A 24,977-nucleotide genomic window follows, 5' to 3' on the forward strand; every position below is an offset into this window, starting at 1 on the left:
CTCGCTGCTTTGTAAGTTGCTGGGTGCCAATCGGTGCCTTAGTGGAGGCTTGAGCCGTATGCAGTGAAAGTTGCACGTACGGTTCTTAGAGGGACGGCACTTGGTAACAAGTGTCGTCTACTCGACATAAATGAGTTAGCCATCTCCATGGACTGTTGTGATCACCAAGCGATTCTGTCGTATCGTAATTACCAAGCGACTTTGTCATTATGCTAACTACCAAGGGAATATGTCGGGACTGAATTAGCGTACTTTCTAAAGTAATAAAACTTGCTTTAAGGGGGGCTAAGGATGTTCTACATGGATTCAAAATCACAGTTTACTGTCGATATCATTAGCAAAGTTATTGAGGGCAAAATTACCATCAATAGCGCTACTCATTTACTACAAAAGTCACGAAGGACCGTTGAGCGATACTTGCAACGTTATCGCCAAGAAGGGATTCGATTTGTGATTCATGGCAACACTGGTCGTACACCTAGTAATAAAACGCCTGATTCACTCAAAAAAGAGATTCAGCGTCTCATCTAAAGAAGTATTACGACTTTAGTCTTTTTGATATTGATCTAAATCGAACAACTTGTCTCGAATAGCCCAAAATCGACCATTCTTACGGGCGATTACAATTTCAGGTGGACGTAAACGGTGCTCGCTATTGGCAACTTTTGTTGGGGCGGTATCGGTGAATGGACGGTGACGATCCACTAAATGAGGGTTAATAAACCGCTTAAGAAACTCTTGTTTCTGGGTTTTATTAGAAAGCGTCCACACTTCGTTAATTTCATTACCTTCATCGCCGACATAAACCACTTTAAGCTGTGGTTTCTCGAATTTATTTTTTCCTGGCTCTAAGCGCATGTCGGTGCATTTCATGATCATGGCGTCTTTAAGTTTTAACGCCTCACGCAGCTTTTTATCAGGATCAACCATCACCGCATCGCAAAGGTGGCAGCGTCTTGCGGCGATATCGTTGTCAGCGCCACATTCTTCGCAGTATTTAGCACGGAAACGATAACCACATTCCTCACGCTCGCCAGTTTCATCATCTTCAAAATAGCCTTGGCAACGACGTCCATAGTGCTCAACTAAAAAGCCTGCGGGATCGAGTTTGCCCCAGAAACTGTTTTTAAAACCACAAGCAGGGCAAGGTACCATTACGACTTCACTCTCTGAGTTGGGTTTTGGATCACCCACTTCAGGTTGGTATAAATCGTAACAGTTACCCGCATACTCCAATACTAAACAGTCTTTTTTACCATCAGCTAAACGTAAGCCTCGACCAACAATTTGCTGATATAAGCTGATAGATTCTGTTGGGCGAAGAATAGCAATTAAATCGACATGTGGCGCATCAAAGCCAGTCGTTAATACTGAAACGTTAACTAAGTATTTAATCTTTTGCGCTTTGAAATCATTGATAATGCGATCGCGTTCATCAAGAGGGGTATCACCAATCACCAACGCGGCATTTTCACCGGATAAGTAGCCCATGATTTCTTGTGCGTGATTAACGGTTGAGGCGAATATCATCACACCTTTACGATCTTTGGCGTACTCAATCACCTGTTCAATGATCATTGGTGTTGCACGCTCTGATTTTCCAATCACGCTATCTAAATCGGCTTCTTTGTAGTGGCCTGTCGATGAAGGGGTAATAGATGAGAAATCATAACCAATCACTGCCATATCCATGATTTTGGGCTCGGTTAAAAAGCCTTCGTCTAATAGATAGCGAATCGGTAATTCAAAAATACAGTCGCGGAAGAAGCGATCTTGTTCAGTACGAACCTGACCTCGGGTATGGTATTTGTAAATCCAGCCCATGCCTAAGCGATAAGGTGTCGCGGTTAAGCCAAGGATTTTAATGTTTGGGTTTACGTCTTGAACGTGCTTGATAACTTTGCGATAAGCACTGTTTTCATCGTCAGGTACACGGTGACATTCATCAATAACTAATAATGAAAATTGTTCTTTGAACTTATCTAAGCTGTTTGCCATTGATTGAACAGAAGCAAACACCACTTGTTGGTCGGTTTCTTTTCGACCTAATCCAGCAGAAAAAATAGAGGCTTTTAAGCCGTAACTTTCATATTTGGCATGGTTTTGCTCTACCAACTCTTTAACGTGGGTTAATACAAGCACGCGCCCACGAGCAATACGTGCAAGCTCTGCGACGACAAGGCTTTTACCTGCGCCTGTTGGTAGGGTTAATACTGCTGGGGTGTTGTGTTTACGAAAATAGTGGATAGTCGCGTTAACACTGTCTTGCTGATAAGGACGAAGGGTATACATAGAAACTATTCTGGCGTAACTGAAAACTTAACTAGTGTACATTTAACCAGTGATTTGGCAAAGCCTTCATTCATTGTTCTCAGGTTAGGTTAGATGCGGTGTTTTGCCTCTGTCTAGTAGTGTTTGGTAACTGTTGGTAAACTTTACATACATTATGTATCAATAAGGTTTTTGTATGTTTACGAAAACGTCGAATGTTTTCCTGAAGCGAAGCTGCGCTGCGTTATTTACACTGTCTGCAACTATGATGTTGTCGGGTTGTAGTGAGCCTCCAAAGTTAGAAAAAATCGCAGGCTATGCAGAAGGCACTAGCTACCATGTGAGTTACTGGTCTAAAGATGATGTTTCATCGGCGAAGGTACAAGCCCAGTTTAATAAAGCATTAGACGCGATTGATAAAGAATATTCTACGTATCGCGGTGATTCGTATATTTCTAAGTTTAATAAAAGCACTTCAACGGAGTGGCAGCCGGCCTCGAAAGATTTTATTTATATGTTGTCTATAGCAAAGGCAATCAATAAAGAAAGTCATGGTTGCTATGATCCTACTATTCAGCCGCTATATAAACTTTGGGGCTTTCAAAGCGATAAATTAAATGTGCCAACAGCCGCCGAGATTGCAAAGGTACGTGCTGATATTGGTATTGATAAAATTGAAATAGATCCTGAACACTTACGTATTAGAAAAACCATTCCCCAGTTGCAGATTGATTTATCTTCAATGGGTGAAGGTTATGCGATTAGCCGTTTAAGCCAAATTTTAGAGTCGGATGGTGTTGAGAACTACTTGGTTGAGTTCGGTGGCGATATGAAGATTAAAGGTCATAAGCCAATGGGTGAGAAGTGGCGTGTGGCGATTGAACAACCTGTAGCGCTAAAAGACGGTATTCATCCTTATCAAATCGTGACGATTAATGATGAGAATGGCGTATCACTAAACACTTCAGGTACGTATCACCATAACTTTAAGGATGGCAAAAAAGATTACTCACATATTCTTGATGCAAGAACAGGTGCGCCGATCACTCATGATCTTGTTTCAGCATCCGTGTTTGGTAATGATCCTATTCAAGGTGATGCGTGGGCAACAACCATGCTGTGCTTGGGCCCTGATGAAGGGAAAGCGGTAGCAAATGAAGAGTCATTACCGGTTTATTATATTCAAGATGTTGATGGTGCGTTTAAGAGCTCAAAAAGTAATGCGTTGATCCAAGATAAAAACATCACATTAAGCCAGCAGAAATAAAGTGTTAGTTTAGAAATTTCAATGCGATGTTGAAATTTCTGATTTAAGCAGAAGCCTTATTTAGAGTAACTCTCTAGATAAGGCTTCGGTGTTTTAATACGCCAGCTAAACCAAACTAAACGACATATAGGGGCGTTTACGTTTGAAAGGGTAGATTAATGTTAAGGATTAATAGAAGCTATGGCTTGGTAAGTTGTAGCTTCTTTTTTATATGGATTTCACGTTAATGGAAATAAAACCAATTACTTGGCAGCAGGCAATAACAGTTCGACATCGTGTTCTATGGCCGTCGAAACCGGAGTCGTTTTGTAAAGTGGAAGGGGATGAGACAGCAACCCACTTTGGGGTGTTTATTCATAATGAGCTCGTCTGTGTGTCTTCGGTTTATATTGAAGGAAACGTAGCACGACTTCGTAAGTTTGCCACCCTCACTGAATATCAAGGTAAAGGTATTGGTACTGCGATGATCCAAGCGCTCTTTACTTATCTAAAAACGACTGACGCAGAGCTTCTTTGGTTCGATGCTCGAACGAGTGCTATTGGTTTTTACCAGCGTTTAGGGATGACCACATCTGGTGATAGGTTTTATAAGTCAGATGTGGAATATGTCAAAATGGGGTGTAACTTAAACTTGCTGTGAGGTTTTTATTAACTTAACGAGTTGCGCTTGTGCCTGATCTATTGGCGAGTTGAGAAAACATATCGGCATTATGATTCTTTATTTCTATCCATATGCTATGCCGTCACTGGGATCGCTCATTTTGATGATCTGGGGAAGGTGGTGATTAAGATAGTTCGGTGTAATGAATGTTCGTTTTATTTTCTTCAAACGTTTGCTGCTGTGCTTGTCGATCAATAATCGTAGGATCATCATCGCTAAGAGCAAGAATATAATTAATGTTATTCATCAGCAGTGTGCCATTACGGTTTAAATATATGGATTAGCGCTTCGTCCAGATGCGAGTATTGAGATCTAAATCGCTTACAATATCGATGACAAATTGTAAGTCTTGGGCAATCGCTTTAACAGACTCCAGTGAGTCCGAGGATGTAAACAATGCGGGCTCAAAGTAGTTTTTATGACTATTCATCGCGATATAAATATTATTATCGATGAATGATAATGAGACACGATTTTTAGCTTTAGTAACAAAATCGACTAATCGTTCCATCATCGCAGGCGTTAATAAGTATCGTGCTTCAATTTGATCGCTACTATAGACCGAAAAGTATTGCTCAAAGTTTGGATTTTCTAGATCTACACGTCTATTTTCGCGGTTAAACAGGTGAGATACGGCATCACCAATTGCCGTAATAAATGCGTTTTTTGCCGGTAAAATGAGTGTCTGACTATTGAAGTGTTTATTGGCATCGGCAATAAATAAAATGCCATGAAAAATGGTTTCCCATTCCTCGCGGTTTTCTTTTTGATTCACGCGCTGCTTTTTAATTTGTGTCTCTAACTCTGAAAAACGCAGTGTCGTTTTTCCGATTGTACCTTGGACAAAGTCTTCACCACGAAAGCTATCATAATGCTGTGGAAAGAGTTGGCAGGCTTTATAGTCTTGTTCGGAAACAGAGCCGAGAGGCTGATAATCAAAACTCTCATTGATGTTAGCGAGTAGGGCGGTAACCACTTTTTGTTTATAACTGATGCAGTATTGTTGCTTCTGTTTTGAAAAGCGTACCAGCATAAAAATAGCAACAATAAAACTTGCGATAATACCCAAAGGTAAGGCATTAAAATGAAGTGCAGTTGGGATCGCAATAGCAGCTGTAATACCTCCAACCGCAAGCGCAATCCATAACTGTTTAACGACATGTAAGCGAGTAGACTCTAGTGACGACAGCTGTGTTCTCAGCTTTTGTTCGTATAAGGCTGAAATACGATCTTCCATGGTGAAACCTAATTATTGGGTTATTTGTTATTAAACAGTTCAGCAGCATTGACGTTTTGACGCTCTACTTCTGGAATATCAAACAAAGGTAATGTGGTTAGCTTCATATGGTTAGCGATGATGCTTGATGGAAACATCTCTACAGCATTATTGAAATTAGTGACAGATGCGTTAAAAGTACGACGCGCTGCAGACAGTTGAGCTTCAATTTCATTCATGGAACGCATTACAGTATCAATATTCTCGTTGGCTTTTAGTTCTGGATACGCTTCAACAGCCATGCGGAAATGAGAGAGTGCAGTGCTAACTTGCTTGTCTAGAGCGGCTTTCGCATCTGTGCTGGTGGCATTGCTTGCTTGGCTACGAAGCTCTGTTAATTCCGTTAATACCGATTTTTCATGTTGCATATATGCTTTGGCGGTTTCAATTAAATTTGGTAGTAAGTCAAAACGTTTTTTCAGCATTACATCAATGCTTGATTCTGCATTGGCAACTTGGTTCTTTTTACCAATTAAACCGTTACGTAGGCTGATGTAGGCAAGGGCAATAATAACAATAACGCCGATAGTGATGAAAAGACCCATAAAATTCCTTGGTATTTATATTGAAAAGACATGATATAGCATTATAAATAAGCACGTAATTAATTGATATGCTTGTTTATATTTAAGGGGTTACGAAAAAGCCCTGCGAATGGCAAGGCTTTAGACATGGTTCAATCCATTTTTACATAAAGTAAAGGGAGGCCGTTACGATGCGACGTGAAGTGGCACTGTTTTTTCAGCAAGGTTTTTGGTCATAACACAGAACTGGCGACGTGGCACAAAGCCATGGCGTTCGTAAAAAGTACGAGCACCCGCATTACCAATATTTACTTCCAGTGATAGGGCTTTAACACCATCGTTCATAACACGATCTTCAACTTGCGGCATTAATGATGCGCCAATGCCTTTTTGTCGCCACTCTGGTTTTAAATAGAATTGGTCAATAAACCCAACTTTACCGCCATGTTCAAGGCTGAAGGCATAACTCACCACAAGGTGTCCTGCGACACAGGTCTCACCATTTTCTTCAACTTCAATAAACCAAGCTTGCCCAAGCTCTGGTGTTGATAATAGTTGTTTTACCGCTGTTGCTGTTTGCTCTACCTTTTGCGGTAGGGCTTCGTAAGCAAATAATTCGTCAATGAGATTGAGAAAAGTATCAAGAGATGAAAGCACAGGTTTCGTTAACGAGATTTTCATACGGAGTCCCTAAGTAAGATCTATACACAACCAATTAAGCTATCAATGAACTATAGATCTGAAAGTCTGAATGTAAACGTAATCAAAAAATAAATGATGTATTGTTCGATATGCTAATAATAGATTGTTTGCATAATAAATAGATTTGTAACTCTTCGATAATGAGACCAGAAACACGAAAAAATGTTCATATTTTAGATTGTAACCTCATAATTTTTTTATGAAGTCTCTCGACTGACCGAACCCTAGTATCAAAACAGAGATCAAAGCCGAGAGCCATTTCTACACTTAGTGTTTTATGTCTTAGAAATTAGATAACACCAAGTTCACGTAAACGTTCCATTAAATACTCATGTGCGGTGTATTTTTCTGAAAGGATAACGTCTGGTTTTGGGTGTAAAAACAGAGGTAATGAAATACGTGATTTTGTTTTATCTGCGCCTTCTGGGTTTATCACACGGTGAGTTGTGGATGGGAAATAACCACCGGAAGCTTCTTGTAGCATGTCACCGATATTGATAATTAAATGACCAAAATCGCAAGGCACATCAATCCAACTACCATCTTTGGCTTTAACTTGTAGCCCCGGCTCGTTAGCAGCAGGCAAAATGGTTAATAAGTTAATATCTTCATGGGCTCCTGCACGAATCGCGCCTAGCTCTTCGTCGCCTTGCAGCGGAGGGTAATGTAGGATGCGAAGCAATGTTTTCTCACTGCCATCAATCATACTTGATAGTGATTGAGTGTATTTAGCGGAAACCTCATTAGGTGAATATTGTTCAACCCAACTTAGTAACTCTGTCGCAAGCGCATTGGCTTCTTGATAGTACTGTTGAATATCTTGTTTAAGTTCAGCTGGGCACTGACCCCAAGGGTAGTAGTGGAAGTATTCTTTAATATCTTTTTGGGTATGCCCCTTGGCGGTTTCTGAAACGTCGGTTGGAAACAGCCCGTCTTGGGTTTCTACATTAAAATGAAACGCAGTTTTTTCTTCACTATTAAAAAAGTCATACCACTTATCATAGATTTTTTGGACTAATTTTTGTTGGATAGGATGATTTTTTAGTACCCCAAAGCCTGTCTCTCGTAGGGATTCGACAAAAAGCTGCTTTGCATTATCTGCTGTGTAATCTACGGCTTCCAGTTTCATTAATATGATTCTCCAACGGTATCTTTTTATTTGTAGTAATCGTTTAGCTGAGCGCCATATATTCTATTTTGGAAACAAAGATGTAACAAGGATGTGGCGGGTAAAGTTCAGAAACATAGTATCCATGAGAGGAAATAATCAATAATAGTGGTATTTATCTTGCGTGCAGTTAAGTAAAGGTTAAGGGAGTTGTTAACAAAATAGGATAAAAATGATGGAGAAGGCAGAAGATGAAAAAGAAATTAGCAATACTATGTTCCTGCTTATTCATTAGTATGAGTATATTCGCAGGTACGATTAATCCATTTACGATCTCGTCAAAGTATGAACAAGGTTATAAGGATTATCAAACCTATAGCGGTAACGTGGTGATGCATATTCGGCGTGGTATAGCGGTTAAAATCGCCAGTGCTCATATTCATAGCGATAAACAAGAAACGATTTATCAAGGTGATGTAGCGGTGAGCTTTCCTTTCACCAATGAGAAAAATCAATTCGTGGTGATAACCTCAGATAAGGTAACGGTTAGAAAAGAGCAAGATAATAGCATTACCTTGTTGGCTAATAGCATCAAGGTACATTACGAATCAGAGTAAAATGAGGACAATAAGGCATTTATCGCTTTGATGGGAGCAATAAGTTTTTAATGCATCTTTGTTATTTGGTCTTATAATACCGCTCTTTTGTAGCAATTAGCGGAGCCAGTTAATGAGGCTTGATAAATTCTTAGGTACCACATTGGGTATCACCCGTAGAGAAGCCGGTAAACTTCTTCGAGATAAAATGATTGAAGTTGATGGCGAAATCGTCCGTAGTGCTTCGTTTTCAGTCAGTGACGATAACGATGTGGAATTTAACGGTCGCCCGCTAAAGCTGCAAGGTCCTCGTTACTTTATGCTTAACAAGCCAGAAGGCTTCGTCTGCTCTCATGTTGATGACTTCAATCCAACTGTTTTTGTTTTGTTTGATGAAGTAAGCCCAGAGAAAATGCACGTAGCAGGTCGTTTAGATGGTGATACAACGGGTTTAGTGTTGTTAACCGATGATGGTCAATGGTCTCACCGTATCACTTCGCCACGTCATTTATGTTCAAAGACCTATTTTGTTGAAACGGCCGATCCAATCACTGAAGATTACATCACGCAATTTGAAGCAGGTGTACAACTTCGCAGTGAGAAAGAATTAACACGCCCAGCTAAATTAGAAATTCTTGGCGAGCGTGAGGCGTTGCTGACAATATCTGAAGGTAAGTACCACCAAGTAAAACGTATGTTCGCAGCGATGGGTAATAAAGTGGTTGGCTTACACCGTGAGCGTATTGGTACCGTTGAGCTTGATGAAGATCTCGCGCCTGGTGAGTACCGACCACTAACAGCAGAAGAAATTGCATCATTTCTAAAATAATTAGTTGGTGATGTTAATTTTATAAATTATATGCTGTAATAATAGGCGTAAATATGAAGACTTGTTTTTAGTCTGCATTGTTTATGCCTTTTATTTTATTAGATAAATACAGAATACGTGTAGCGAAGGGGATGCGGAAAAGGAAATAGCTCTTTTCCATATTAGAAAGGTTCTGTATACGTGTTTTATCGTAAAATATAAGCTTCATATGGAATATTAGCTCATAAGAGGTGCTATGAACCAGCAAGACAGCCCAAGGTTGAGCCTGCAATTGATATTGATCCTTGGCGCAATAGCTGCGCTTACGCCTTTAGCGATTGATATGTACCTGCCCGCAATGCCGAACATTGCCAAAGACTTTTTAGTTTCTCCCAGTTTAGTTCAGGTTACATTAACCGTATTCACCGCAGGTTTTGCTTTCGGTCAATTGATCCATGGGCCTCTGGCTGACAGTTATGGCCGACGTCCAATTTTGTTACTCGGTACTATCAGTTTTACTGTTTTAACCGTATTAGGTGCGTTGAGTACGAGTATCACAGAACTGACTGTTATTCGTGTTTTACAAGGTTTTGCAGGTGCTGCCGCAGCCGTCATCATTAGTGCATTAGTACGTGACATGTTCGAGCGTGAAGAGTTTTCTCGTACTATGTCGTTTGTTACTTTAGTGATGACAGTGGCCCCCTTACTTGCCCCTATGATTGGTGGTCATTTATCGGTATGGTTTGGCTGGCGTGCGGTATTTTGGTTTTTGTCTATTTTTGCTGTCATTGTTTTACTTTCTATTGTTTTTAAAATTAAAGAAACATTACCAAAAGAAAAACGTATACCTTTCCACTTTTTATCCATTATCCGCAATTATATAAAACTACTGTCTAATCCTGTGGTTCTCGGCTTGATACTGTGTAGCGGCTTTTCATTTTCAGGCATGTTCACTTTCTTAACGGCGGGGTCGTTTGTTTACATTGATCTTTATGGTGTAAGTGTTGAAAACTTTGGCTTTTACTTTGGTTTAAATATCATTTGTTTAATCCTAATGACCAGTATAAATGGGCGTTTTGTAAGGAAAAAAGGCACCCATTGGATGTTACGCCTTGGATTAGTTATTCAGCTGTTTGCCGGTGCGTTAATTGTTATTGGTCAGTGGCTAGATTTTGGACTCTGGGGCGTTGTTATCCCTGTTATGCTATTTGTTGGTGTGCTATCGATTATTGGTAGTAACTCAATGGCTTGTTTACTTGCACGTTATCCTCAAATGGCTGGTACTGCTTCTTCATTAGGCGGCACATTCCGTTTTGGTGTTGCATCTATTGTCGGTAGTATTGTTGCGTTAATGCCAGACAGTACGGCATGGCCAATGGCAGGAACGATGGCCGTTTGTGCAGTATTGTCTGCGGGTTTTTACTGGTTCTTAGCAAAAGACGCATAAAGCATTTTATTTTTACAGATGTCGCTGAAAAAAGTACGCCAGAGAAGACTCTCTGGCGTACTTTTTTGTGATTATCGAAGGTAAATAGTAACTTTAAACACTGTTTTAATTTACCAATCGTAATGCTTCATTGGATCATCTTTACGGTAAACAATCCAACCAGTTTCGTTTTTATGTGTATCGCAAATATTGCGATAAGAAGTGTCCTGTTTAATGGTGGCATTGATGGTTTCTATAATAGAAAGATCTTTATCTTGTGGATTAATATCATCACAAGGCAATTCCCATAACATGACCCCACCTAAATGATAGTCGTCTTTAGCTAAATGGACTTTTGAGCGGATCGTGGGTAACCCGTTATAATAATGTGTCGTGTTATTCTTTGTTACAGTATCTCGGCAAGCGTAATGTTTATCTTCCTTAACTAATACACCGTAAGTGGGGGCATGGCGAGGGTAGGCAGGTAATCCTAATGTAATACGTTGCGGATCTAAGTGGCGCTCTATTAACCAGTAATTTAAAGCATTGACTGAATCTTTATAGCTTGAGTGATCTTCATTTTGCATGTCATAAGTCATTAAATGAACCGTATCAAAGGCATTTAATGCAACATCGAGATAGCCAGCACCTTTTCCATCGTCATTAGGTTTATCTTTACTACCAATGATCGCTGCGGTGAAATATTTATCTTCAGCATGAAGCCTATCTGCTAATCGGTTAACAAAATCAGCATATTGATTTGCACCATCACCCACTTGAGGGTACTCCCAATCAAGATCAATACCGTCAAAACCGTAGGTATTTACAACATCCATCATGTCGTTGATTAGGTTTTCTCGATATTCTGGCGATGCGGCTATTTTTTCGTAAACGATGTCACGACCAATGATGTTATCGTCACTTTCATTTTTCTCGCTATCTCGCCAGCCACCAAAGGAAATAAATACTCTTCCATCAGGGTTTTGTTCTCTAAATTTTTGAATAGTGGAAGTAAGCTTATTTATTTTATCGGTAGATAGGGGAGCAACGTGTCCATCAGGGTGATATATCCCTTCTTTATCCATATTGGCGCTAGGGTTCATGAAGGCAATATTCAGATCACTGATTTCATTTGAATGCGGATTATCAAACCACTGATCATTGGCATTTTTCATGTAGCTCGCATATACCACATTACGAAACTCTGTAATCTTTGCAGGTTTTGGTTCCTGAGCAACATATCCATTATAGTCATCCGAAGAGTTGCTACTGCTGTTACATGCGGTTAGTGATGTGGCAGCAATTAAAGCGGCTAAAAGAGTGTATTTCATCTATAAACCTTATTCCTTGTTAATTGATAACGTTCACAGTGATTATTCACAAATATATATTCACCACCTGAATGAGTGTCACAAAGCATTTTTCTTTAAAAGTAATGTTATATTGCAATTTTAAATTTGTATTTATTATAATCAGCCGAGTTAATTGTATTGATGAGGTTTATTTTTAGATTTATATTCTGTGTTGGTTGGTTAATTCCATCTTAATTGATAGATAAAACCAGCTAATATTTTCAATACATTGCTGCTTTTTTATTAGGGTATAACTCGTTATCATTGGCACCTATCTCACCTGACAGTAGCGTACGATAAGTGGAAATTTCTAACAGGAACCTTGGTTCTTGGTTAAACATTCGTAAGCTTGTTTTTAGCCGTATTTATTTTTGATTTTCTAAAATTATGACTTCTTTTTATAACGAAATTCTACATGTGGTAACGGAAGGGTTATCAACTCTGGTTACTGCGCAAGAGTCTGGTAAAACCCAGAAAAACCCGGTCAGTGAGACGGTTTTTTTAAGCGCGTGGGTGACGAAGATGATCAAACAACAATGTTTTGATCACTGTGTGTCTAAGACATTACTGCAATGGCAGAAACAATCTCGCACAATGGGCAAAAATGCGCAGCTTAAAGTACAATTTGAGCGTATTAAAAATACCCTTAGTGCGTTAAATGATGCTGATGGTCATTCAACGGTTATTACCGCTGAGCTAATAGATGATTTCTATCGTGTTGTAGAAGCCGCAGATTGGTTAGTGACTAACGAGTATGAAGTGAACCGCAAAGTGTCTCATCATACCGATGGTCAAGCATCATTAGTGGTGTGTGCGGCGCAATACAAGTCTGCGATGAATGAGCAGGGTACATTAATAAAACCCCTTTCTTTTTATATTCGTGGTAATGCGCAGCAATTTATCGATTTGGCCTACCAACAAGGTATTTTGCTGTTTAAGATCACCGACTACAAATCTAAAGTGAAATTCCACGGTGAGTATGTGATTTATCCTGATAATGCTGGTACACATTTACCTGAATTACCCACTGTGACGAATTAATCGCTTACAGAAAAAAAGAAAAGCCGCATAAGACTCTTTTAAAAAGATGACCTTATGCGGCTTTTTTATTAATAGAAGTTAACGATACTGTGAGTTTCAACTCACTTGTCGATTAACTTGCTGTTGCGTTTTCACTGGTTTGTTTATTGGCTTTTGTCGTGATCAATTTTAATAGTACAAGTACAAATGAACCACCACCACAAACAAGTAATGTTAATGCTAGATTGCCAACATGTGCGACATGATCTAGGCCAAAACCGATGATTAAGTAATAGAACAAGCCAAGTAATGCACCCGCTGTTCCTAGGTGGTTTCGGTAATTGATTAAAGCAGTACTTAACAAGTTAGGTAATGTTAAACCAAATGACAGTGATACCAATGCCATTGGAATGAAGAACCAAACAGTTTCTTGTAGTAAGTAAACACCTAAACCAGCTGTCAGCATCATTAATGTCGATAACATTACGATGAGTTCACCGCGAATATGTAGGCGTATCAAACGAATATTAAGTAGTGAACCTAAAATTGAGCCAGCAGCTAAAACAAAGCTCGTATTACCAAAAAACTTAACGCTAGCTCCTAAGTGTTCAAACATAAATGGTGCAATGCTGTAGTAAGAGAACAGGGCAATATTTGCCAGCCCTATCATTAATACGATATACCAAATATGGCTGTCACGGAGCATTTTATTTGCCACTAAAAACAAGCTATCACGTTTAATGTGGTTTGGTTTTGTCTCTGGTAATGCAAAGCCACCCCAAAGTAATAGTAGTGATAACATGATCACCATCGCTGCGAAAACCCAAGTATAGCCACCGTGAGCCGTCAACCAGCTACCAAGTAACATACCAATAACTGGGCTAAGACCAATACTTGTTGACGCAATAGAGAAGATTCTTGCTAAACTCGCGCCTTCAAAGCTATCTCGTAAAATGGTTTGGGTACATACAGAGCCAACAGCTGCACCAAAAGCACACGCACCAAAACCGTAAAGTAACCCCTGAAATGTTGGTGCAAAGTAACAAAATAGTGCGGCAGCAATACAAATTGCTATACCTAATAGGGTTGATAAACGACGTCCAATCACATCACACATGGTTCCCCAGAATACGACGCCAACGGCAAAGACCATAAAAAAGATCGATAGCGCTTGAGCTGCATCTGAGGTGGTTACTGAAAAGTGATTCTTAATCGATGTTAGCGCTGGGCTATACATCGTCTCTATGAGCTGTGGAAACATTAACAGCGAAATCGCTAATAATGTCGAGATTGTTTTTTTATTCATGACTTCCTCTTTGACGCTTGATCATCCACCGACGAAAGGCAAAAAACCGATATTGTTCAGTGGATGATACGTATTACTGCCATCGCTAATTCGTGAAGTGCGAGACTGTTATTTCAATGATGAGAAGTATATAGTGTTCATGGGTGGTGTAATATTAATATAAGAACAACAAATGTCACTTTAAGGACAAGTTGCAGAAAGGAGCTGCTAATATGGCTTATATTCGAATGGAAGATCAGTTTTGTGCTGATGATTATCATGGTCTTGTTGTTGGGCTTGCTGCTGATTTAGCAGAGCATGATTCTGGTTATCACACTCATAGCAAAGATCAGTTGTTGTTTTCTCATCATGGTTGCATGGTCATTAGTTTAGATGGTGTGAAATGTGTGTTGCCGCCAATGCGTGCAGCTTGGATCCCAGCAGGAATAGAGCACAAAGCACAAACATCCAATGTTACGCAATACCGTTCTTTGTATTTTGACCAAGATTTACAACCACAATTGCCGAGAGAACTAAAAATATTTGATATTAATCCTTTAATGTCGGCATTAATGGAGCGTATGGCGTTTTGGGCGTTTGATAAACCCAATAATGAGCAAGTTAATTCGGTGAACCTCTTAATTGAAGAGCTCAACCTTGCGAAAGATAGTCACTTGAATTTACCTATTCCAGCCGATCCTCGTTTATCCTCATGGTTAGCTGATATTGATGATGAGGGGTTTGTTGCTCCATCATTAGCAGAACTTAGCCTTATCGTAGGAGCGAGTGCAAAAACCATCACCCGTATTTTTAATAAAGAAGTGGGTATGCCATATCAAAGTTGGCGCCAACAGTGGCGTTTATTAGCCGCTATTGAATTGCTGTCATCAAATTGGCGAGTGACAGATATTGCTCATCGGCTAGATTTTTCAAGTGATAGTGCTTTTATTCGTTTTTTTCATGATAAGGCTGGCGTTACACCCTCTAATTTTATTACAGAGTATAAGTAACAATTTTCGATGTTCTTAAACTGTCTGCTTTATTTGGTCTTAACTGTGACGAGCAAAAAAATAAAAACGTTATTCATACAAGGTAAGCTACTTAAATAATCGTTTGAATTGACGCCATCCTTGACCTGATTTTTGCGAAAGAATTACCATTGGTGAACATAAATAACGCCTTCATATTATTTAATATATTTTCCGTACTAGGTTCTCATCCTTGTCGTTTTGCAGTTGAATCTTCATCTCGCTAAGGCATGATATATTTATCAGTTATTATTGTTTTTCATATCAAGACACATTGAGCAGATAACGATAATCATTATTCAAGGCTAACAGACATATATGGATATTTATGCTTGCTTGTTGTGCTGAGCGCGAAGAGTTTCATCACTCAGCGCCGTTAGTTTTATCATTTGATGAAGCCTTAACCTTTTTTCCTTTTCAGCTTGAGTTCTATGACTGGCATGACTGTCTTGCTATGTATCGAGCATACCCAGATGGGCACCGGGAACCGTTAGAGGGGAGCTGTTCATTCTATATTGAGCACATCGAATCATTAGAAGGGGGGAAAGCATGGGTAGATAGCATTCCTATTGGTTTAGTTGAAAAAGCCCGAGGCTATGCTGAATTTGGGGTGTACATGCTCAAGATTGCAGCATTGAGTCAGAAAGCCCGAGAGCTATTACTCCAACGTCCTACCTTATTGTATTTGGTATGCGAACAATATCCGTTAGATCAAGATGAAGTGTTAGCACTGTGCGAATTAGGTCAACGTGAAATCCTTACTCAACTTGGCTTAGCTTCGAGTCGTTCAGCATTGCGTTTTCTTGATCGGATTGAGAGTGATTTTTCAACCCGTTCGATTGTGATTATTATTCACCGCTTGCTCGATCCTGAATTGATGTCGTTTCAACTGTTTAAACATTATAAAACGATCACTAACTTAACCTTGCAGATCTATCTGCAATGGCCAACGTTAACAGGTACGCCGCTTGGACGGCATATAGCGCAAACCAATCAGCGTGAACGTTTTCAAATTAATCAAATTTTATCTGACGTTTTCCAGCTTGCTTATCGCGTATTAGATGTTGATTCAATCAAGCGTATTCATGCAGTGACTTCTTATGAAGAGTTACGAGCGTTACACGACAGGTGGGTGGTGGCGCAACACAGTATCAATTTTGTGCCCGATGCTAATTCCAATAAGCCTTACGTGATCCCTTTTGAAGGTAATAACAACATTGTGCCTATTCGCGATTATCAAGAACTTGAACAAGAGGGGATTGAACAAAATCACTGTGTGGCGATTTACCACAACCGGATCATTAAAGGCGAATATTTGGTGTATAAAATGTTCATGCCAGAGCGTGTTACCATTGGTTTAAAACGGCATTATTTCGTTAATGGACGAGTTAGTGGGACATATACAGTGGATCAAATCCAAGCCCGTAATAATAGGATGCCATCTTCTGAAACATTAGAGGCTGTTTATGGTTGGTTAGACAGTATGAAGTCAGCTAAGCCATAATACGGGTTGAATTTATTGGGTTACTCTTAAAGGAAAGCAATGCGGTTACTTCATTCGATAAAACGTTATGCCCCAACAGAAGAAAAAGCACCGCACTCTCACGACGATTTTGTACAACTTTTTTATATCCACCAAGGTTGCGGTATTGCTAGAACAGAGGATAAAAGCATACTGGCTGTTAGTGGACAACTTATTTGGGTGCCCCTAAATCACCGTCATCACTTGAAAGTGTTGAAAGATACCAGCTTAAGTATTATTCATGCTTCACCAGATGTTATTCCTCATTTTTACAATGAGATGGCGATCATCTCGACCAATCGCTTAATGGTGCAGGTGATGGCAGAAATTGAGTCGCAAGACATTGGCTGTGAGCAAGGTGCTGACAGCAATAGCGATGTTCAACACCATTATTTAGCGGTATTTCTCGATCAACTCAAGAAACAAAATTACCAGAGCGATGCTTATCAAAGTAATCATGATATTGATAAACGCTTGTTGCCGATTATTGAAGCGCTGACTATTGAACCTGATATTAAACTGTCTTTAGACCGTTTTGCTGAGCACTGTGGTGCATCTTCTCGTACTCTCAATCGTTTATTTATCAGCACATTTGATCAACCATTTCGCGAAATAAGACAGCAGTTGGTTATGGCAAAAGCATGGCAGTTGAGTCGCGCAGGTGTCGCGCATACAGATATCGCATTAGATTTAGGCTATAACAGCTTGTCTGCCTTTTCTCATGCCTTTAATCGTTTTAAACAACACAAAGCTAGCCAGAAGTTGGCGAAAAATCACAACTCGTTGTCGCTAGTTCAACAACAAGACTAAACACATCTGTTTAAGATAATGACATCAATTAAGGAGATTGTTGTCATGTCTTTACTACGTTTACTTTCTATCAGTTTATTAATGGCGTGCAGCTATTTCTTCGCCTCTGATATGTATGCACCTAGCTTACCTGTAATGTCTAAGGCATTGAATGTGTCATCGACAGCAGTACAACAAACGGTGAGCACGTTTTTCATTGCGTTAGGTTTAAGTCAATTAGTGTGCGGCGCTGTCGCAGAACGCTTCGGTCGTCGTCCTATCGCGATATTAGGTGCGGTGATATTTATCATCGGCTCAGCGCTTTGTTTACACGCTGATCAACTATCAGGTTTAATTATTGGACGTGCCGTACAAGGTATGGGTGTTGGGGCGTTGTTTTTATTATGCCGAACCATAATGCAAGACTCATTAACTAAAGAGCAGTTAGTGGATGTGATGTCATGGTTTAGTATTTTATTTATGTGTTTACCCGCGTCGACACCTGCAATTGGTGGCTATTTAGAAAGCCATTTTGGCTGGCATAGTAGCTTCTGGTTTATGTTGGGGTTAGCAGTACTGCTATTTGTGGTTATTGCCTTAGGTTTAAAAGAAACCCACTTAGAAAAGAATATTCATGCGACAAAACCAAGGGTTGTTGCTCGTGATTACTCCATGATTGCAACTAATCCGCAGTTCTTACGCTATTTAATCATGATGGTGATGGCGAATGGTGGTGCGCTGGTGTTTTATTTGATGGGGGCGTTTATTGCGAATGAACAATACCATTTACCTGTACAATATTTTGGTCTGTCTTCATTGTTGCTCATTGGTTGTAGTTTGTGTGCGCGTATTTTTTATATTCGTTTTCTAAAATATACCGCGACAGAAGGACGAATCATTAAAGCAGCAAGTTGTATTATGTTGCTTGGTGGGTTGACGATATTATCGAATGTGGTATTTCACAGCATGGCGACGATCATTATCGGCATGGGTATCTATTGTTTTGGCGCGGGTTTAACCACCTCTGTCGTGGCTGTCAGTGCGCTGTATTTATTCCCTAAGCATAAAGGACAAACGGGAGCGTTGTTTGGCTCATTACAAATGGTTGGGATCTTTACGTTAACCTTTATTGTGAGTCATTTAGCCAGTGTTGAATGGGTGATGGCATGTGTACTTACAACGATGGCATTACTTAATATGTCTGTACAACGCTGGTGGAATGATAACTCAGTCGTGTTGGCAAAAGCGTAAATAAAAAGCGCCTATTGGCTTGAAGGCAAATAGGCGCTTTTATGTATGCAGATTAATCTAAATCGCTACGTTTTAGGATTAAATTAGGATTCGGGCAATTATCTTGGTAAAAATCAAACTGCTCAGGATCAATCACACCAGGATAATCATTACTGTAATCACCCATGTTTTTGATGATTTGAAAATGCAGATGAGGCGCCCACCCCCCATTTTCTTCCGTGTTACCCACAGCTGTAAATTGTTGGCCTCGACTAATATGCTGACCAACAGTTAATTGCGATAAATACTCAGTCGCTGTATGTCCGTAAAGAGTATAAAAAACATGCCCATCGAGCACGTGTTTTAAAATAACAGTAGGGCCATAGTCACCGTTTGCTGCATGATTTGCGATACCATAAACTTCACCATCAAGTGGGGCATAAACAGGAACGCCAGCAGGTACGCCTAAATCAATCGCCATGTGAACAGTGCGATTAGGAGAGTCGGAAAAGTTCTCTTTATCTTGATAAATCAAGCGGTGTTCAGCATATCGACCAATGACTATTTGTGCATTGGTGGCAATGGCTTGTTTTACGATTTCATCAGCGAAAGTATGCTCGTCAGTTACTTGCTGCCATAAATGACTACTTGGTGTTAAATCGACAACGTATCCTGTATCGAATTGTAATTCTTTGGGTATCACAGGATGAAACTCATGTGCACTGAGTACATTTTCGAAAGGGGTTTTCGTTTGTGTCATGCTGCTTCCAAATCTGATTGTGTGTTTTTATTCGTGCTCTTCGTTGGTACCACCACCATTGCGGCAAGATAGCCGATGACAGCAATCCCCGTTGGTAATAATAAGTGCACATTGACCATCATAGCAGTCAAATAACCAGTTAATGTCCACGCCAAGCCAACCATTGCACTAGAAAGCGCCATAGCCCAACCTTGATCAATATCACTCGCGCGATCTGAGAGGGCAGTGATGTAAAGAGGAAAACATAACGCAACCATGGATGCTGTAAAGATCATCGCAACCACATGAGAGGTTGGGGTTGGAGTGATCGCAAGTAATAACATGCCAATGGCAGATAATGCTGTTGTTGTACGTAGTGCTGAATTAACTGAAAAACGCGATAAGATCAGACGTGGCAATAGTAATAGTGAAAGGATCATTACGACACCAATTCCCATCATAAAGTATTGGTAGAACTCACTTTCTACCGAAATATTCCATTTCTGCGGGAAGATAAAAGCAATGTTTTGGAAATAGAGGCTCCAGCTAAATTGGCAAATAAAAACGATAAACAAACAGTTCATTAAGCCTTTTTGACTACGTTTTAACGGCTTTACAAACGAGAAAGGGTTTTCTGTTTTTACAATGTGCTGAACAGGTAAACGTACCACAAACATCAAGATTAAACTGATAAGTGCAATGACGAGACAGGCATAAAATGGTGCTTGAGCGCCATAACTAGATGATAATTTACTGCCAAGTGCTGGGCCAAATGACATGGCTGCTGTCATAACAACGGCAACTAAACTCATCAATGTTGCTTTGTTTTTCCCTTCGCTGTTATCAGCCAAAATCGCTTGTGCAATAGGTTGGCTTGCCGAGCCTAAGCTGTTGATCATATTACCAACAAACAAAATGATCACCGAGCTCACCACAATCGCATAAATCGGTAAGGCGAAACCAATAGCTGCAATCATCAAACAAATGGTAATCACGGTCTTACGACTGAACTTATCGGCAAAACGCGCAATAAAAGGGGTAAAGAACATCGAAATAAATGGGGCGGCAGACATTACTGTACCAAACAACATACGACGTTGTTCAATTGGCATACTCTTGGCAAATTCCAACGAATGATCAGTTAAAAATAAGCTGACGTATGCAGGGATCGTAATAAAAAATCCGGCAGAACCAAGAAAGATAATGATGTATAGCGTTATAAGCGTAAATAAGGGCAACTGTTGAGCCGTGCGGTGTTGGTTGTGCATCTTATTCTCCCAGTGAATATGCGCGCTATTCTAATTCTCTTGGGGTAATTGGCAAACACTATCGTAAGTGTTGAAATTAATTTTTAACAATTACTGGTCAAAAGCAAACTTATGCAACTGAAAGTGATTCGCATTCAGATACTTGTAATTAACTATATTTTGTTTTGAGTTATCTACTGTCTACATTAGTAAGAAGCTAAGTGAGTTAGCTTCTTTTGGCGGAAAGTTTCCCTTAGCTATAGTTACCTGAGGGAGTTTCGAAGTAAGTTTTAAAAATATGTGTCCTTATACAATCTAATATTCATTAACTTATTGATGGAAAATTTAACTGTAATCGAAAAGGCTGCATGATAGGTGTTTTAAAGGCGGCTAAAAGTCGTATAAAGTGTTAGCCGATAACCCGGAATTTGAGTTATGGAGAACAGAGTGAACGTAAGGAAAGCGAACAAAAAAGACTCCGGTAAGTTACTAGAACTTATTGGGTATAAAGCTGAGTTTGACCGAAGTATGAAAGGGTTCAACGGCGAAATCTCCACAAATAAAGGCAAGATTGAACGAACCTTATTTGGCGACGTTCCGTTTGCTCACGCTTTGCTATTGGAAGTCGACGGCAAAGTTCTGGGTTTCGCCTTATTTCATTACCGCTATTCTTCCTTCCGAGGTGAGCCATCTATTTGGCTTGATGACTTGCTAGTTATTGGTAGGCATAGGTCAAAGGGGTATGGTGCCGAACTTATGCATGCTTTGAAAATTGAAGCAGGAAAGTCGTTAGCTTCTCACATTTCATGGACAGCTAGCCCCTACAACACCAAAGCCCATAATTTCTATAAGAAGCTAGGCGCAGAAGTTGAACGGATGGATGGTCAGCGTCCGTATTTCCGTTGGGCAATGTACGACTAACAAACGGTCAAGAAATCAAAATACCTTTCATAATCTGACAGAATCGCTTGGTGATCACATCTGAGTTAGCTACTAGGCTAACTCATATTTGCCCCAAAACGTGTTAGATCAAATACTCATTCATATCGTGTTAACGTGGTTTTGGATTAGTTTTATTTACTGTGTATATCAACAGTTATAATGAAACGTGGTGATTTTATCGTTTGAGTTCTGTTTTTAATAAGAAATATTTCTTGTTAAAAACAGAAGTGAAATCATAACCAATTGAAAATTATATCATTTAATGTTTCAGTTTGTATTTAATAAGACTGATCAAATACATTTCTTACTTTTTACACCCTCTTTTAAATCTTTAAATGTAAAAAATTGCCAGTAAGTTCATAATATGTAAAGATTATATCGAGTATGGTAAAGGTATTTTATGCGTGTATTTTTGCGCGAAAGTAAGTATGCTTATTAATATACTGTTAGGCGAATGGAGTTGCAATGATCTACGAAAGTGGAATTTTTAGAGTCAGAGAGCTTCGAGAAGCTGATGCAAACTCTTTGTTCAATATGTATTCAGGCTCATGCAGTTCAGCCAAGTACATATCGACATTGCCCCACGATTCAGTTGAAACCACGCTCTCGAAAATTAAGCATTGGCGAAAATTCTATTTAGAAAATGCTCCCAAAGTTTGTGTATATGGTGTTGCTTCGATTCCAGATGACTTTGTGTTCGGTTTAGTTGTTTTCGTGTTCAATGAACAATATGCTGAAATTCACTTTGGTATATCAGATAAATTTAGTAATCAAGGCATTGCATCTGAGTTGTGCCGCTCTGGTCTGCAGTACTTGAAAAGTTTAGGTGTAAAAGAAGTAAGAACAAATCCCTTTATTGAGCATCTCGCAAGCATAAGAGTTTTAGAAAAGTCGGGTTTCTCAAATCATGGAACACTCAAAAATCATGCACGGTTTCCGACTTTGGGTGATGGTCTTTTCAATTGTGCAGATATGCGTATAAGCCTTTGAAAATTCGCCTAACGAATAAGGATATGTGTCGCGAAGCCGACACCTATCCGAAGTGTTGGACAAGCCCAAGCTACCTTATTATAAGTAAATATTGGAAATATCATGAAGGGGAATGCCAAAAAGAAGTCGAGCGTTATCCTTGGTGTGAACCAATAATATTAATACCCTGATTTATAATAAAACCCTCTTTAATTCTGAAGCGTGAAAGCCATTATCCTTATTATTGAACGTCGGTTATTTGGGCCGAAATGTTCCTGTTAATTGCATGATATGTTGGCAGCAGGGCAAAAGGGTTAGGCTTTTATACGTATCGTTTTATACGTATCGTTTTATTCGGTGAGGGCAACGTCAGTTACCCAGCTAACATGAACATAAATTGGATCGCTTGAAGCTGTGTCTTATCATCACCACAAGCCGCAATAATGCCTAAACATGGAGATGAACCCTACTTTGTCTCCATCTCTCTTATCTCTATTCTCTTTCTTTTAGTACTCGAGTTATTCCTATATCAATTTAGGCGAGATATTTTTGATTTCTGCTAATGAATAAAACTGTTTATTTGTCCAGTTATAATGCAAATCGTAAATTTTGACGCTTAGATTTCGTTTTAAATAAGAAAAAATGCTTAATTATCTCAGCTTCTATTTATAAAGCATTGATATATAGGATGCTTTATTCATAGCTGTGTTTTTAATCCGACGGGTTAAAAACAGTTCTTACTTTTATCGTGAGTAATTAATCAATTGAGAGTGTTTTTTTGCGATTGAGGTAATAAAAAGAAATGTTTTTATTTATTAGAATGTTGAATATTTGCTGTATTAATAAAGCGTAAAAGTAAGAATGCTTATTAATATACTGTTATAGCGCATTCATGCTCAAGGAGAAGAGTCGTTGAAACAAAGCAAGAGTGAATTTTGGTCAGGCGAGGAATATGATGCACAGTATGGTGAAGATTATGCTAATGAAATCTCATTTCTACGTGACATATTAACTTCCCAACAAGCGTCATCGCTTCTAGATGTGTGTTGTGGAACAGGCATCGTCACGATTCCTTTATCCAATGAGGCTTCTCATGTAGTAGGTATAGATTTTTCAGGGGCAATGGTCGAGTTCGCTATAGAAAAATCCGCAACGATAAACAATATTTCATTCTATGAAATGGATGCGACCAATTTCGATATAGGCACCAAATTTGATGTAGTCTCTATGACTGGTAATGCGTTTCAAGCATTTATCTCTGATGCTGACTTCTTGTCCATGCTAAATCAGATTAAAAATCATATGGGTAACAATGGTACATTCATTTTTGATTGTCGGCTTCCATCCCCAGAGCATCTAGAAGTAACCAGTGGTTATGAGTATTGGTCTTCATATATAAGCCCGAAGGGGGGAAAAGTTAAAGTGTACGGCTGGGACTGTGTTCACCCTCATTCCAATGATACGATGCTTCATCACATCCGTAGGGATTACGAAAGTGGTGAGCAATACCATAGTGAAATAGAGCTCAAATATCGTTCAATAGATGAGATCGTTAACTGTCTAGAAAGTGCTGGCTTACAGCTAGTAGGACATTATTCCGACTGGAAAAAGACCCCTTTTACTAAAGTATCAAATAGTATCGTGGGTGTTGTAAAAGCGCTATGACAAATAAGGATATGTGTCGCGAAGCCGACACCTATCCGAAGTGTTGGACAAGCCCAAGCCACCTTATATAAGTAAATATTGGAAATATCATGAAGGGGGATGCCAAAAAGAAGTCGAGCGTTATCCTTGGTGTGAACCAATAATATTAATACCCTGATTTATAATAAAATCCTCTTTATTTCTGCAGCGTGAAAGCCATTATCCTTATTATCTAACGTCGGTTATCTGGGTCGAAATATCCCCGTTAATTGCATGACATGTTGGCAGCAGGGGCAAAAGGGTTGGGCTTTTATACGTACCGTTTTATTCGGTGAGGGCAACGTCAGTTACCCTGCTAACATGAACATAAATTGGATTGCTTGAAGCTGTGTCTTATCATTACCACAAGCCGCAATAATGCCTAAACATGGAGATGAAACCCGGCTTTGTCTCCATCTCTCTTATCTCCATTCTCTTTCTTTTAGTACTCGTGTTATTCCTATATCAATTTAGGCGAGATATTTTTGATTTCTGCTAATGAATAAACCTGTTTATTTGTCCAGTTATAATG

Annotated in this window: 24 protein-coding genes and 1 pseudogene; 15 read left to right on the forward strand and 10 right to left on the reverse strand. The window is 39.4% G+C overall.

Annotation, left to right across the window (positions count from 1 at the left end):
* Positions 1-63: 63 nt before the first annotated feature.
* Both C9J46_RS21700 and C9J46_RS20310 read left to right on the forward strand, forming a co-directional pair.
* Positions 64-216 carry a hypothetical protein gene (locus tag C9J46_RS21700; RefSeq protein WP_158260233.1) on the forward strand — a complete coding sequence of 51 codons (153 nt, stop codon included), beginning with the start codon at positions 64-66 and terminating at the stop codon, positions 214-216.
* A 75-nt stretch (positions 217-291) separates the two neighbouring features.
* Positions 292-554: pseudogene (locus tag C9J46_RS20310) on the forward strand (helix-turn-helix domain-containing protein); the annotation flags it as partial.
* On the opposite strand, the gene C9J46_RS20315 reads toward C9J46_RS20310, so the two are convergent.
* Positions 547-2,292, reverse strand: a complete 1,746-nt coding sequence (locus C9J46_RS20315) for a DEAD/DEAH box helicase (RefSeq protein ID WP_107208736.1) — start codon at positions 2,290-2,292, stop codon at positions 547-549. The pseudogene C9J46_RS20310 and the gene C9J46_RS20315 overlap by 8 nt on opposite strands.
* A 175-nt stretch (positions 2,293-2,467) precedes the next feature.
* Here C9J46_RS20315 and C9J46_RS20320 point away from each other — a divergent pair, with 175 nt between their 5' ends.
* Positions 2,468-3,538 (forward strand): FAD:protein FMN transferase, encoded by a 1,071-nt coding sequence (locus C9J46_RS20320; protein WP_107247929.1) that lies wholly within the window; start codon positions 2,468-2,470, stop codon positions 3,536-3,538.
* Positions 3,539-3,764: 226 nt separating this feature from the next.
* Positions 3,765-4,178, forward strand: a complete 414-nt coding sequence (locus C9J46_RS20325; RefSeq protein ID WP_233217923.1) for a GNAT family N-acetyltransferase — start codon at positions 3,765-3,767, stop codon at positions 4,176-4,178.
* Between the two features lie 145 nt (positions 4,179-4,323).
* On the opposite strand, the gene C9J46_RS21905 is transcribed toward C9J46_RS20325, so the two are convergent.
* From C9J46_RS21905 to C9J46_RS20350, 5 genes are all read right to left on the reverse strand, one after another.
* On the reverse strand, positions 4,324-4,446 hold the full coding sequence (locus C9J46_RS21905) for a hypothetical protein (protein WP_255418469.1): 123 nt from the start codon (positions 4,444-4,446) through the stop codon (positions 4,324-4,326).
* 33 nt (positions 4,447-4,479) lie between these two features.
* On the reverse strand, positions 4,480-5,436 hold the full coding sequence (locus tag C9J46_RS20335) for a DUF3137 domain-containing protein (protein WP_107247927.1): 957 nt from the start codon (positions 5,434-5,436) through the stop codon (positions 4,480-4,482).
* 20 nt (positions 5,437-5,456) lie between these two features.
* Positions 5,457-6,020 (reverse strand): LemA family protein, encoded by a 564-nt coding sequence (locus tag C9J46_RS20340; protein WP_107247926.1) that lies wholly within the window; start codon positions 6,018-6,020, stop codon positions 5,457-5,459.
* 165 nt (positions 6,021-6,185) lie between these two features.
* Positions 6,186-6,680 carry an N-acetyltransferase gene (locus C9J46_RS20345; RefSeq protein ID WP_107247925.1) on the reverse strand — a complete coding sequence of 165 codons (495 nt, stop codon included), beginning with the start codon at positions 6,678-6,680 and terminating at the stop codon, positions 6,186-6,188.
* A 310-nt stretch (positions 6,681-6,990) separates the two neighbouring features.
* A complete protein-coding gene (locus tag C9J46_RS20350; RefSeq protein ID WP_107247924.1) occupies positions 6,991-7,830 on the reverse strand; it encodes an isopenicillin N synthase family oxygenase in 840 nt (279 codons plus the stop codon).
* A 230-nt stretch (positions 7,831-8,060) separates the two neighbouring features.
* Here C9J46_RS20350 and C9J46_RS20355 point away from each other — a divergent pair, with 230 nt between their 5' ends.
* The 3 genes from C9J46_RS20355 (at position 8,061) to C9J46_RS20365 (ending at position 10,660) form a co-directional block, all read left to right on the forward strand.
* Positions 8,061-8,426, forward strand: coding sequence for a hypothetical protein (locus C9J46_RS20355; protein ID WP_107247923.1), 366 nt, complete (start codon positions 8,061-8,063; stop codon positions 8,424-8,426).
* Between the two features lie 112 nt (positions 8,427-8,538).
* Positions 8,539-9,234 (forward strand): 16S rRNA pseudouridine(516) synthase RsuA, encoded by a 696-nt coding sequence (gene rsuA / locus C9J46_RS20360; RefSeq protein WP_107247922.1) that lies wholly within the window; start codon positions 8,539-8,541, stop codon positions 9,232-9,234.
* 235 nt (positions 9,235-9,469) lie between these two features.
* Positions 9,470-10,660, forward strand: a complete 1,191-nt coding sequence (locus C9J46_RS20365) for a Bcr/CflA family multidrug efflux MFS transporter (protein WP_107208726.1) — start codon at positions 9,470-9,472, stop codon at positions 10,658-10,660.
* 110 nt (positions 10,661-10,770) lie between these two features.
* On the opposite strand, the gene C9J46_RS20370 is transcribed toward C9J46_RS20365, so the two are convergent.
* Positions 10,771-11,970 carry a glycosyl hydrolase family 18 protein gene (locus C9J46_RS20370; RefSeq protein WP_107291439.1) on the reverse strand — a complete coding sequence of 400 codons (1,200 nt, stop codon included), beginning with the start codon at positions 11,968-11,970 and terminating at the stop codon, positions 10,771-10,773.
* A 408-nt stretch (positions 11,971-12,378) separates the two neighbouring features.
* Here C9J46_RS20370 and C9J46_RS20375 point away from each other — a divergent pair, with 408 nt between their 5' ends.
* On the forward strand, positions 12,379-13,032 hold the full coding sequence (locus tag C9J46_RS20375) for a DUF2913 family protein (protein WP_107208724.1): 654 nt from the start codon (positions 12,379-12,381) through the stop codon (positions 13,030-13,032).
* Positions 13,033-13,144: 112 nt separating this feature from the next.
* Here C9J46_RS20375 and C9J46_RS20380 read toward each other — a convergent pair whose 3' ends face one another.
* A complete protein-coding gene (locus C9J46_RS20380) occupies positions 13,145-14,317 on the reverse strand; it encodes an MFS transporter (protein WP_107291440.1) in 1,173 nt (390 codons plus the stop codon).
* Positions 14,318-14,529: 212 nt separating this feature from the next.
* Between C9J46_RS20380 and C9J46_RS20385 the strand changes: the two genes are divergently transcribed.
* The 4 genes from C9J46_RS20385 to C9J46_RS20400 all read left to right on the forward strand — a co-directional run bounded on the left by C9J46_RS20385 (position 14,530) and on the right by C9J46_RS20400 (position 18,886).
* Entirely contained in the window at positions 14,530-15,306 is a 777-nt protein-coding gene (locus C9J46_RS20385) for a helix-turn-helix domain-containing protein (protein ID WP_107247918.1), read from the forward strand.
* A 346-nt stretch (positions 15,307-15,652) separates the two neighbouring features.
* Complete coding sequence (locus tag C9J46_RS20390) at positions 15,653-16,828, forward strand: PcfJ domain-containing protein (protein WP_107291441.1); 1,176 nt, start codon at positions 15,653-15,655, stop codon at positions 16,826-16,828.
* Between the two features lie 39 nt (positions 16,829-16,867).
* A complete protein-coding gene (locus tag C9J46_RS20395; protein WP_107208720.1) occupies positions 16,868-17,656 on the forward strand; it encodes a helix-turn-helix domain-containing protein in 789 nt (262 codons plus the stop codon).
* 45 nt (positions 17,657-17,701) lie between these two features.
* Positions 17,702-18,886, forward strand: a complete 1,185-nt coding sequence (locus tag C9J46_RS20400) for an MFS transporter (protein ID WP_107288122.1) — start codon at positions 17,702-17,704, stop codon at positions 18,884-18,886.
* A gap of 52 nt (positions 18,887-18,938) precedes the next feature.
* Here the strand turns inward: C9J46_RS20400 and C9J46_RS20405 are convergent, their stop codons facing one another.
* Positions 18,939-19,625, reverse strand: coding sequence for a peptidoglycan DD-metalloendopeptidase family protein (locus tag C9J46_RS20405; protein ID WP_107291442.1), 687 nt, complete (start codon positions 19,623-19,625; stop codon positions 18,939-18,941).
* Positions 19,622-20,872 carry an MFS transporter gene (locus tag C9J46_RS20410; RefSeq protein ID WP_107291443.1) on the reverse strand — a complete coding sequence of 417 codons (1,251 nt, stop codon included), beginning with the start codon at positions 20,870-20,872 and terminating at the stop codon, positions 19,622-19,624. The genes C9J46_RS20405 and C9J46_RS20410 overlap by 4 nt, the downstream gene beginning before the upstream one ends.
* Before the next feature lie 414 nt (positions 20,873-21,286).
* On the opposite strand from C9J46_RS20410, the gene C9J46_RS20415 reads away from it, so the two are divergent.
* The 3 genes from C9J46_RS20415 to C9J46_RS20430 all read left to right on the forward strand — a co-directional run bounded on the left by C9J46_RS20415 (position 21,287) and on the right by C9J46_RS20430 (position 24,427).
* Entirely contained in the window at positions 21,287-21,772 is a 486-nt protein-coding gene (locus C9J46_RS20415) for a GNAT family N-acetyltransferase (RefSeq protein ID WP_199187179.1), read from the forward strand.
* Positions 21,773-22,258: 486 nt separating this feature from the next.
* Positions 22,259-22,783 carry a GNAT family N-acetyltransferase gene (locus C9J46_RS20420; protein WP_050939540.1) on the forward strand — a complete coding sequence of 175 codons (525 nt, stop codon included), beginning with the start codon at positions 22,259-22,261 and terminating at the stop codon, positions 22,781-22,783.
* Positions 22,784-23,674: 891 nt separating this feature from the next.
* Positions 23,675-24,427 carry a class I SAM-dependent methyltransferase gene (locus C9J46_RS20430; RefSeq protein ID WP_158259626.1) on the forward strand — a complete coding sequence of 251 codons (753 nt, stop codon included), beginning with the start codon at positions 23,675-23,677 and terminating at the stop codon, positions 24,425-24,427.
* Positions 24,428-24,977: the final 550 nt, after the last annotated feature.

The sequence above is a fragment of the Photobacterium sp. GB-36 genome (assembly GCF_003026135.1).
Lineage (GTDB): Bacteria > Pseudomonadota > Gammaproteobacteria > Enterobacterales > Vibrionaceae > Photobacterium.